11 protein-coding genes and 1 pseudogene are annotated in these 10,135 nt (G+C 65.4%); 6 read left to right on the forward strand and 6 right to left on the reverse strand.

Translation table 11 applies throughout. The annotated features are described in order from the left end of the window. Positions 1–882 (reverse strand): annotated as a pseudogene (locus OF850_RS23155) (IS3 family transposase); the annotation flags it as partial. A 249-nt stretch (positions 883–1,131) separates the two neighbouring features. Here OF850_RS23155 and OF850_RS23160 point away from each other — a divergent pair. After that, positions 1,132–1,872, forward strand: coding sequence for a hypothetical protein (locus OF850_RS23160; RefSeq protein WP_301592758.1), 741 nt, complete (start codon positions 1,132–1,134; stop codon positions 1,870–1,872). Here the strand turns inward: OF850_RS23160 and OF850_RS23165 are convergent. The 3 genes from OF850_RS23165 to OF850_RS23175 all read right to left on the reverse strand — a co-directional run bounded on the left by OF850_RS23165 (position 1,842) and on the right by OF850_RS23175 (position 5,425). Next, positions 1,842–4,514: a bifunctional diguanylate cyclase/phosphodiesterase gene (locus OF850_RS23165; protein ID WP_301592774.1), complete on the reverse strand. Its 2,673-nt coding sequence runs from the start codon at positions 4,512–4,514 to the stop codon at positions 1,842–1,844. The genes OF850_RS23160 and OF850_RS23165 overlap by 31 nt on opposite strands. Before the next feature lie 106 nt (positions 4,515–4,620). Next, the gene (locus tag OF850_RS23170; protein ID WP_301592760.1) at positions 4,621–5,265 is read right to left on the reverse strand and encodes an SOS response-associated peptidase; all 645 of its coding nucleotides are present in this window, start codon (positions 5,263–5,265) and stop codon (positions 4,621–4,623) included. Between the two features lie 16 nt (positions 5,266–5,281). Beyond that, positions 5,282–5,425, reverse strand: coding sequence for a hypothetical protein (locus tag OF850_RS23175; protein WP_301592762.1), 144 nt, complete (start codon positions 5,423–5,425; stop codon positions 5,282–5,284). Between the two features lie 208 nt (positions 5,426–5,633). Between OF850_RS23175 and OF850_RS23180 the strand changes: the two genes are divergently transcribed. From OF850_RS23180 to OF850_RS23190, 3 genes are all read left to right on the forward strand, one after another. Continuing rightward, on the forward strand, positions 5,634–5,819 hold the full coding sequence (locus tag OF850_RS23180) for a MerR family DNA-binding transcriptional regulator (protein ID WP_301592763.1): 186 nt from the start codon (positions 5,634–5,636) through the stop codon (positions 5,817–5,819). Further along, positions 5,816–6,010: a MerR family transcriptional regulator gene (locus tag OF850_RS23185; protein ID WP_301592764.1), complete on the forward strand. Its 195-nt coding sequence runs from the start codon at positions 5,816–5,818 to the stop codon at positions 6,008–6,010. The genes OF850_RS23180 and OF850_RS23185 overlap by 4 nt, the downstream gene beginning before the upstream one ends. Positions 6,011–6,167: 157 nt before the next feature. Then, positions 6,168–6,443: a hypothetical protein gene (locus OF850_RS23190; RefSeq protein ID WP_301592765.1), complete on the forward strand. Its 276-nt coding sequence runs from the start codon at positions 6,168–6,170 to the stop codon at positions 6,441–6,443. Positions 6,444–6,572: 129 nt separating this feature from the next. On the opposite strand, the gene OF850_RS23195 is transcribed toward OF850_RS23190, so the two are convergent. Beyond that, positions 6,573–7,121: a hypothetical protein gene (locus OF850_RS23195; protein ID WP_301592767.1), complete on the reverse strand. Its 549-nt coding sequence runs from the start codon at positions 7,119–7,121 to the stop codon at positions 6,573–6,575. Positions 7,122–7,173: 52 nt separating this feature from the next. Here OF850_RS23195 and OF850_RS23200 point away from each other — a divergent pair, with 52 nt between their 5' ends. Beyond that, positions 7,174–8,778, forward strand: a complete 1,605-nt coding sequence (locus tag OF850_RS23200) for a winged helix-turn-helix domain-containing tetratricopeptide repeat protein (protein WP_301592768.1) — start codon at positions 7,174–7,176, stop codon at positions 8,776–8,778. 125 nt (positions 8,779–8,903) lie between these two features. Continuing rightward, complete coding sequence (locus OF850_RS23205) at positions 8,904–9,212, forward strand: hypothetical protein (protein WP_301592770.1); 309 nt, start codon at positions 8,904–8,906, stop codon at positions 9,210–9,212. Between the two features lie 427 nt (positions 9,213–9,639). Here the strand turns inward: OF850_RS23205 and OF850_RS23210 are convergent, their stop codons facing one another. Next, entirely contained in the window at positions 9,640–9,903 is a 264-nt protein-coding gene (locus OF850_RS23210) for a FitA-like ribbon-helix-helix domain-containing protein (protein WP_301592772.1), read from the reverse strand. Between the last annotated feature and the right edge of the window lie 232 nt (positions 9,904–10,135).

Here is a 10,135-nt window from a genome sequence, read left to right on the forward strand (position 1 = left end):
GGCGCGAGAAGTCGATCCGCACGCCGTGGTGATAGGCCCACAGGTCGATCAGCTGACCAGTGAACTCCGCCCCATTGTCAGCAAACATATACTTCGGGGCACCGCGCTGGCGCACCAGGCGGTTCAGCACTTCGACCACATGCTCGCCCCGAAGCCGCTGACCCACCTCGATGGCCAAGCCTTCGCGGCTGTAGACGTCGACCACCGTCAGCGATCGGAACTTCGCGCCGTTGCTCAGCTGGTCGTGGATGAAGTCCAGGCTCCAGGCCTCGTTCGGCCGCCTGGGAACGCAGCGAGCCTCCCGATGCACCGACATCTTGCGTCGCCTCGGCCGTTTGCTGCGCAGGGCCAGGCCCTCCTCGCGGTATAGACGCCAGACGAGGTTGCGGCCGACCTCCCAGCCATCACGTCGGAGCATGATGTGGATGCGTCGGTAGCCGTAGCGGATCCGCGTCGCCGCGATCTCGCGCATGCGCTGACGGATCTCGAGACGCGGGTCCCTCGTGCTTGGCTTGCGCTGCGTCGAACGATGCTGCCGCGTCAGAGAACAGGCCCGGCGCTCGCTGTAGCCGTGGCGGCTCGCCACGTAGGCCACAACCTCCTTCATGAGCGCGGGCCGGGAAACTTTTTTGACAGCACGTCCTGCAGCACGGCTTTGTCCAGGCTCAGCTCCGCCACCAGCTTCTTCAGGCGGGCGTTCTCTTCGGCGAGCTGCTTGAACTCGCGGACCTGGTCGGTCTCCAGTCCAGCGTACTGCTTCTTCCAGCGATAGAAGGTCTGCTCGGAAATGCCGAGCCGGCGGATCAGGTCGGCCACCGGCAGGCCCAACTCGGCCTGCTTCAGCGCCGCCACGATCTGCTCCACCGAGTATCGCTTCTTCATGGCCAATCTCTCCATCCAATCTGGGGAAATCCGCCGAAAAACTAACATCAAACATGGACCACTTTCGCCGTGTCACCTCAGTGGTGGCCGGGACCTGTTGCCCGCAGACAACCGGAGCACTTGGTCAGGGTCAGGACGGAGGCCCGCATGGCGGCCAGCATCGTCAATCTCGGTCTGGAGCAGGCTGGAAGTCCCGCCCTTCAGGCTCTGCAGGCCAAAGGTCAGGCGGTGGAGCCTCTTCCTCCTTAGGTGCGCCGCGCGCTGGTTGGGGCACTGGCCCGCCAGCAAGCACCGCTTCCACAGCAAGTGCGAGACGACGCTGCGACCATTGCGAGGGCACTGAAAGGCCTTGGTTTCCGGGCAGCACGGCTGAGCCCGGCCTTGCGGCCCTGGTTCCTGGCGCCCCTGGAAGCCGCGCTGCTGGATTGTGGGATCCAGCCCCAGCACGACAGCGGAACCGGTGCTTTGATCGCGAGCGGATTTGGCGGCATTCGGGGAGAGGCCTCCCCGCCCGCGCGGAATGGAACCGCGATCTTCAAGCTCTTCGGGACAGAAGTTTCCCCCGGTGAGGCCAATCATGGAGTGGTGCTGGCGCCGCTGGCGGCCGTGGCCCGGGTACGGCTTCTGCGATGGGACTACCCCGTGCGAAGCCCGGATGATGCCGCTGACCGCGCGGCCTATGCGGCGGCCGAGCTGAGTAAGATTCTGGCCCGCACCGGTCGCGGGCAAGGAGCCGACCCGTTCTTGGTGTGGGCTGACCTCCACCCCGCTCTCACCTCGCTCTTCGAGGCCGAGGCGCAGCGGCGCGGGCTCATGGTCGTGCACCACTTCGTGGGCCGCTTCGATGACGGCCGCCCGGCCAATGAGGCGTTCATCCCAGCCATCGGCAGGCTGCACGACGATGCAAGCGAGGCCGCCAGCCCGGGCCGCGGCCTTGGCAATCCCCTTCTGCAGCGCTTCTACAGACGCTTGGGGCCAGACGAGGCCTGAACCCGACCACGTCCTCCAAGCTGGACGTCCGCCGCGGCGACAGGTCGGCCGAAGAGGAAGCCCTGTCCCGCGGTGCAGCCAAGCGCGCGAACGGAGCGGGCCTGAGTCTCCGTCTCCACGCCCTCGGCCACCACCTCGATGCCGAGGTCGCGTCCCATGCACGCGATCGCGCGGATGAGCGCCTGGGCCTCCATCTTATCGGGCAGGCCAGCGGTGAAGCTGCGGTCGATCTTCAGCTTGTCGAAGGGATAGCGGAACACGTGGCTTAGCGACGAGAACCCCGTGCCGAAATCATCCAGCGAGATGCGAACGCCCAAGGCCCGGATGGCGTGAAGGACAGCAAGGCTCGCCTCATCATCCTGCAGCAGAGCGGTCTCGGTGATCTCGACCTCCAGCCGTTCCGGGCGGAGGCCGGCGTCCTGTAGGACTGAAGAGATCGTTCCAACCAGATCCGAAGACTGGAGCTGGCGCGGCGACAAATTGACCGCGAGACGCACATGCTCGGGCCATTTGAGGGCTTCGCGGCAGGCGCTGCGCAAAACCCATTCACCGATCGGTACGATCAGGCCGGTTTCCTCTGCGAGCGGGATGAACTCTTCCGGCGAGATCAGCCCCTCCCGGGGATGGCGCCACCGCAGCAGCGTCTCGAAGACCGCGACGTCGCCGCTTTCAAGCGAGACGATGGGCTGAAAGAAAAGCTCGAACTCCGCATTCTCTAGGGCAGAGCGGAGCCCCGCCCGCATCTCCTCCTCGCGCCTGAGCACGTCGTCCAAGGTGGGCTGGAAGAAGCGGAACGTGTTTCGCCCGGCCGCTTTGGCCTGGTAGAGGGCGATGTCGGCCCTGCGCCAGAGATCCGCGAGAGTGCTTCCATCTTGCGGACCGTGGGCGACGCCCACGCTGACGCCGACCGTCACCAAGCGCTCGCCGATCAAGAAGGGCTCAGCCAGGCTGCGTACCACCCGCTGCGCGAGCCTTTCCGCATCCTCGGCCGTGTCGAGCCCCGTCTGAAGGATGGTGAACTCGTCGCCGGACATGCGGGCGACGACATCTCCGTCTGCCAGACAGGACTTGAGCCGCCGCGCGGCCTCCTGCAACAGGACATCGCCCGCTGGATGACCGAAGGTGTCGTTCACGCGCTTGAAGTGGTCGAGATCGAGGCAATAAAGGGCGAAGTTCTCGCCAGGGCGGCACGCGGCCAGGCGCTGTTCGGCCCTCTCCTTGAAGAAGCGGCGGTTCCCCAGCCCGGTGAGTTCGTCCTGATAGGCCAGTTGGTGGATACGCGCTTCGGCGAGATGCTGCTCCGTGACATCCCGCGAGATCGACAGCAGGCGCTCGACCTCGCCGTTCGCTCCGCGCATCGGCGTGACCACGACATCCCACCATTTCGGGGTGCCTTTCGCCGTTGGACAATGGAGGCGAAAGCGGCTGGTCTGGCCCTGCGCGGCCTCCGACATGGCCCGGCAGGCCATCGCACGGTCATCGCCTTCCTGCCAAAGGCTGGCCCAGTCCGAGCCTTCGACGGCGGCGAAGTCGTCCATCTCCATGAGGCACAGGCCGGGTTCATTCATGAACAGGATCCGGCCTTGTAGATCCAGCACTTTGACGCAGTCGGCTGTGCTTCCCACGATGCTGCGGGCGAAGGCTTCGCTGCGGGCCAAAGCAAGCTCCGCCTCGCGCCGCTCCGTGATGTCGATCACCGAGCCGACATAGCCAAGGAAGCGGCCGCTTTCGGCAGGCCGGGGCGCACCGGTGTCCAACACCCAGCCGTAGCCGCCTTGTGCGCGCTTCAGGCGATACTCAGCCTGGTAAGGCCGACACTCGGCGCTGGCCTTCCTGTATTCGGCGGCTACTCTCTCGCGGTCCTCCGGATGCACCATCTCGAGCCAGCCAAAGCCGAGGGCCTCGGTGTTTGGCTGCCCGGTGGTTTCCTGCCAGTGCTGGTTGATGAAGGTGAGCGCGCCGGAGGCATCTGCCGCCCAGATCACGGTGGGCGAGGAATGAGCGACAGCTAGGACGTCGTACAGGGTGACGATGCCGGCCTGCCGCGCGGCGCCGGGTTCCTTCTGGGCCGATGCCTTGTCCGGGCAATGAGGCCCGCCGGGACGGGTCCGGCCTCGTCCGCGGGCCACCCTCTTTGCGCGGCGCAACTCCAGCCGCATGGCTGCGGCGTCGGCCAGGCAGAGAAGGGCATCGGCTTGCTCGGCTGTGAGGGAGCGAGGCTTCGTGTCGGCCACACAGAGCGCGCCGAGGGCGTGGCCCTCTTGGCTGACGATCGGCGCGCCGGCGTAGAAGCGGAGGCCAGGTTCGCCAGTCACGAAGGGGTTTCGAGCGAAGCGCGGATCCTTGGTTGCGTCCTCCACAACGAGAGCCGTCCCAGGGGCCTGGATGGCGAAGCCGCTGAAGGCCAGGTCTCGGGGTGCGTGCTTTGCATCGAACCCAATCCGCGCCGGGAACCACTGCCGGTCCGTTCCCACCAGCGACACAAGCGCGATCGGCGTGCCGATCATTGCGGCAGCAACACGAACCAGTCGATTAAGGTGAGCGTCGCCCTCGAACTCCTCGGGCCCGTATGACAAGAGCGCCTCAATGCGCTCATCAGGACGCTCGGGTTCAGAGGCAGGTGGGGGAACGTCGTCCGGCATCACGGTCCCTTACGAGGCCTCCCATGAAATCGCAAAGACCCGGAAAGGCAGAGGGCACCTCGCGTTTGAAACCCCCTGCTGCGACGAGCCGCCCCCGGCAAGCGGCTCACTCCGGATCCGTTCGGTTTCCCTTTGAGACGATCATCATCTCGGCATCCGGCAGGGGCCGCTGCAGCGCTTTTGCTTCGGCCCAGGGCGCTTCCAGCCAGGCCTCCATCTCTTCGGGCTTCGTGAGCAGCACCGGCATGGCCTTGGGATGGATCGGGCCGACGACATTGTTTGGATCGCAGGTCAGGAACCCGAATAGCTCATGCTCGCCCTCAACGGGGTTCGACTTCGGGCCACGCGCTCCCTTCCAGTTCGTCCAGACGCCGGCGAAAGCGAAGGGCGGCCGGTCCTCGGACAGGGCGAACCACACGGGCGTCTTCTTGGGCTTGGTGTCCTCCCACTCGGCAAACGAGGTGACCGGCACCAGGCAGCGATGGGCGGGGCCCAGCCAGCGGCGCCAGTGCGGGCTGGCCGTGTTGCGGATGTTGGTCACGGGCTGGCCGCCAAACTGGGCCGGACCGGGCATCCCCCAACGCAGCATGGCCATTTCGCGATCGCCGCTGCCTGTTTTTCGAATCACAGGCGCCATTGAGTCGGGGTAGATGGCCGGCAGGGACGGTAGGTTTCCGGTGCGGTCCTGGCTGACCCGCATCAGCTCGACCAGCGCCCGTTGGTTGCTGGTCATGCTGTAGAGATTGCACATCCCCTGCCTTGCCCCCTCAGCCCCGCTTCTTTGGATGCTTTCTGGTAGCTACTGGCTTGCTGCCCTTTGTTGCGGCCGAAAGCTGGCGCTTGGCCTGCGCGGTCATGATGCCTCGCGCCGCCCCGGCCCAGGCATTGGCGCTGCTCAGCATCATGCTCAAGAGCGGGTTCTTCTTGGTCCAGGGATTTGCCATGGGCTGATAAGCAACCCCCATGGCCGCCAGTTTCCCCCATGGCTGGCCTGCGCCGACTGCCCTCGCCCTCCGCGCCCTCGGGAATACCTGCCCCTTCTGATAAAGACATGCATTCCTCCGCATGAGGGCTCAACCCTCAGCTGGAATGCAGATGTGACTCAGGAGTGTGAGGTAGATGAACATCAGTGAGGCGGCGAAGCGCAGCGGCGTGACCGCGAAGATGATCCGCCATTACGAGGCAATTGGCCTGATCAGTTCGGATCGGAAGGCCAACAACTTTCGCACCTACACCGACAAGACGATCTCGATCCTGCGCTTCATCCGGCACGCACGCGAACTGAATCTCCCCTCCCCGAGGTGAAGAAGCTACTGGCGCTCTGGGAAATCGACGACCGAACGCCCGAGGAAGTGCGGAAGAGCGCGATGCGCCACGTCTGGGCCCTGGAAGCAAAGGCGCACGCCATGCGCTCGATCGGCCAGGCGCTGCGCGATCTGGCCGACACGATCGAAGCTCAGGACAGGCCCAAGGTGCCGCGCTTCGAGGTGGCGTAGCGCGACAATCCGAGCCGCGGCCAGCGCACGTCAGCCATTCGCGGCCTCCTTGCTGTCGATCAAGTCCCTCAGGTCCGGCCAGAGATATGGCGGGAAATCTTGCTTGGCAGCGCGCTCTCCTGGTGAGGTGTTCGCGTCTTCAAAGGAATATCGAACCGTGCAGGACCGCGCCTCGTTTGCGCCTAGCGTTGTGATTATTGCTTGCGACGACCTCATCGAAGTGACCGTGAATGATCGCCTCGTTCGCTTCATGGCCCCCGGCCCCTCACTCGTCGCGGTCGTGCGGCGCAGCGTGGCCTTCCGGCCGCTTTGGGATCTGCTTGCCCATCTCACCTCCCCGGACTTCTGGCCGGAAGGCGAAAGCGAACTCACCCTCCCCGCCGATGTCCTCGAGACCGTGTTCCGCCGGGCGTGGTTGCTCGACGCGGCGTAGGTGTCTCCACGGCCGAGGAGAGTTCGGGCGCTGGCTTGAAAGCCAGCTCGGCGTGATGCCCTGACGAAGCACTTCGGGAAGCAAGGGTCCGGGCTCGCTTGGCGGCAGCCCGGACCCGGCTTCTTTTGTTCACCGGCTGGCGAGGCGCTGCTGGCGGCCGCGCTGCTGAGGCAGGCTGCCGTCGCCGCCCAGCGTGACCATGGTGCTCGGCCGCGTGCCCGCAGGCACCCACACCACCTCCGCCCGGCCATCACCCGAGGTGAACACGTGGGACACCATGCCACCTTGCGCCGCCTGCTCGTACTGCGGCTCGAAGTAGGTGAAGGTGTGATTGGCCTCCTCGAAGCGAGCGACCAGGGAACCGCCGCCGACGATGTTGTTGGGCCGCTCGGTGCCGTAGTCGATGCTCGAATCCTCGGCGCCGCGGCTCATGCACGGGCAGGACTGTGCCTGAGCCGTACCAGTGCCGAGAAGGAACGCAATGGCCGCGCTGCGAGCGAGTCCTTTGAGAATCTTGGACATTTCATCCTCCTTGCGACGCTGACCGGTGCACCTGGAATGTCCTGGTGCTTCCTCGATCTGCTCGGCGTCGGTGAGGAGAGGATTGCGCCGGAGCCCCATCCAAATCCTGGAAACGCGCTGCAACTCTGATGACGGCGAGGTGGAATTTTGCTGCATCCCCTTCTCACCTGCGCCTAGGCTTGCCGGAAGATGTCCGGGAGATCCGGTCATGGGTGAGACGAAGAGCCCCGCCAGCTTCCGCTTTGCGGGCTTCACCCTCGACTTGAGCCGCGCGGCCCTGCTCGACGGCTCCGGTGGAGAGATCGCCTTGCGCCCGAAATCCTTCGATGTGTTGCGGCACATGGTCGCGAATTCGGGGCGGCTGGTGACGCGCGAAGAGCTGCTCGCGGCGGTGTGGCCCGGCCTGTTCGTGGCGGATGACAGCGTGACGGGCTGCATCGCGGAGATCCGTCGGGCCCTCCAAGACGATGGAAGGCTTCTTCGCACACTGCCAAAGCGGGGCTATCTGCTCGAGGCCAAGGTTATCCAAGAGCAAGCTGCCCCCGAGCAGGCCAAGGCCTCAGAGGAAATCCCGCCCCTTGGTCGCCAAGCCCCGGGCGAAGCGCCGGCTCACCCGCTTCCACCGGTAGACCGTCCGTCGCTCGTCGTTCTGCCCTTCGCCAATCTGAGTGGTGACCCCGAGCAGGAGTACTTTGCTGACGGCATGACGGAGGAGTTGACCACCGCACTGAGCCGGGTGCGCTGGTTCTTCGTCATCGCCCGGAACTCTGCCTTCACCTACAAGGGGCGCCCGGTGGATGTGCGCCAGATCGGCCGGGAACTCGGTGTGGGCTACGCTTTGGAAGGCACTGTTCGCAAAGCCGGTGGCCGGGTCCGCATCACCGTGCAGTTGATCGAGACCGAGACGGGCCACCACGTTTGGGCAGAGCGCTTCGAAGACACTTTGGAGGACATCTTCGCGCTCCAGGACCGAGTGGCCGAAGCTGTGGCAGGCGCGGTGGAGCCGAGCCTTCAGGCCGCCGAGATCGGGCGCTCCGCCACCAAGCCGACCGAGAACCTCGACGCCTATGACCTCTACCTGCGCGGTCTCAGCCGGGCCTACCGAATGATGCGCGAAGACAGCGACGCTGCCCTTTCCTTGTTCTGCCAGGCGATCGCACTCGACCCGAATTTCGCACTGGCCAAAGCCAACAGTGTTGCTTACCGCGTGGTCCGCAAGACACAGGGCTGGTCCGGGCCCGACGAGTGGGAAGAAGGAGCAGCCTGGGCAAGGGAACTCCTTGGCCTTGACCAAGATGATCCCAGTGTCCTCCGGTTGGCGGCCCTCGCAATCGCCCATCTCGGCCATGACTATGCGGCGGGGGTCAGGGCGGCCGAGAGAGCCCTCAGGCGGAACAGCGGTTCCGCCCAAGTCTTACTGAGCTGCGCCTGGGTGTATGTCTATGCGTGCCAGCCCGAGGTTGCGATTCCGCTTTTTGAGCGCGCTATGCGCCTCAGCCCGCACGATCCTGAGATTGCCTTCATGCTTTCCGGCATCGCAATGGCCTATCTCGTCGCTGGCGATTTCGAGGCGGCTCTCCACTGGGCCGATCGCTCGGTACAGCGAGCGCCAAATTGGGCTTCGGGGCACCGTATTTTGGTTGGAGCACTCGTGCTGTCTGGTCGGGAGGCGGAGGCGCAGGAAGCTGCTGCCACCATGCAGAGCATAACTTCACAGGAGCGCAGCCTGGAGGATGTTATCCCTCCTCTCCGGGACAAGGAGATTCGGGTCCGATACATCGCCGCTTTGAGATCGGCTGGCGTGCCAGGTTAATGACACCCTCATCAGCTAGCTGTCTGGTTGCGGATCATTGTTGGGATCCGGTAGGCTTGGCGATCATGGAGTACCGGCGCCGGTTTGAGCGTCTGCCGCGCGCCGTCCTGGGACGGAGGTGAGCCATGCACCAGATCCACCCCAATGCCCGTACCACCCCCGCGGTGGGTGCCTCGCGCGGCTTTGTCGGGCTGCCGGGCCTGCCCGGGCCCGTTACCGAGCGGCTGGAGGCGGCCTTTGCTTCGGCGCTGGCTGACCCAGACTTCCTGCGAGAGGTCGAGCGGACCGGCCTGCCGCTGCGCCCTCTCGTCAGCGCGGCGTATCGCGGGATGGCGATGGAGCCGAGACGACACTGCGCGAGCTTTGGCGCCGTCGCCCGTGGCGCGGATGAATCACTCATACCCCGCACACGGAGGACTGACTCTTTCGGTTGATGCGAAGCGAGAAGTCGTGATTCATCGGCGGGCACGGCTCCTGAAGCGAACCATGCGGGGATGGATGATCCGGGAGGACGTGCCGCCTGCCAAAATGCATCGTCTGGCGAAGATGGAGGGCGATGGTCGGGTGGCGCGGCGCCTGCTCGCCATCGCGGCGCCACTGAGCCGAAGATGGAGCCCTCATAGACTAAGGCCGGTGGATCCAGGAAGGCGAACAGGGTCGCCGCGAACAGCCGGCCGTGCTGCTCTTCGGACCGCGCTTCCGATCGCGCGGCCTCGTGCGGCGCGCCACCTGGAGGCTCGACCGCGGCCAGGGCCGCGACTGGATTGTCCGGTTGGCGAGCGATTATCGGGTGGACCTGATCCCTGATTGAGGCCGGAGGCCCTGATCTTCACAGCAGAGCCGGCGCCGCATTCCAGTCGATCAGCAAAGCCTCACGTGGCCATTCGGCGGGACAGGGATCCAGCCATCCATCCGGCTGCTCAAGGCCGCATCCTCCGGGCCGCCGTTCACGGTCGTCTTCTGAAGCTGTCGAGCCACGGCCGCCGGTGGCTCCGACGCTGGCGCCAAAGCGCGTTCGAGGATCGCGCGGTGCTCCTCCTCGGCCGAGCGTCCGTGGACGGCGGCCCGTTTCTCGAGGCGCCGGATCGTCTCCTCGCCCACGTCAGACAGCAGCAGCTGCGCCATTGTGTCCCCCTGAGGCCCGATGAATGCCTCGGCTCAACGCTGTTGAATGGCGCGTGACCTCGTTCCTTCCTCCGGGTTACAAGAAGGAATGGCTGCTCCCTCCCCTGCCCCGTCCTCCAAGACGAAGCCCTGGGATTTGCACCCCTCCTTGTCGGAAGATCGGCTTCGGCTCTGTGCCAGACTATTGGCAAACGCGCGGCGTGATGCCCTAGCCCTCGCCAACGAGAATCTC

Origin of the sequence: Sabulicella glaciei (genome assembly GCF_026183895.1) — a bacterium.
Classification (GTDB): domain Bacteria; phylum Pseudomonadota; class Alphaproteobacteria; order Acetobacterales; family Acetobacteraceae; genus Roseococcus; species Roseococcus glaciei.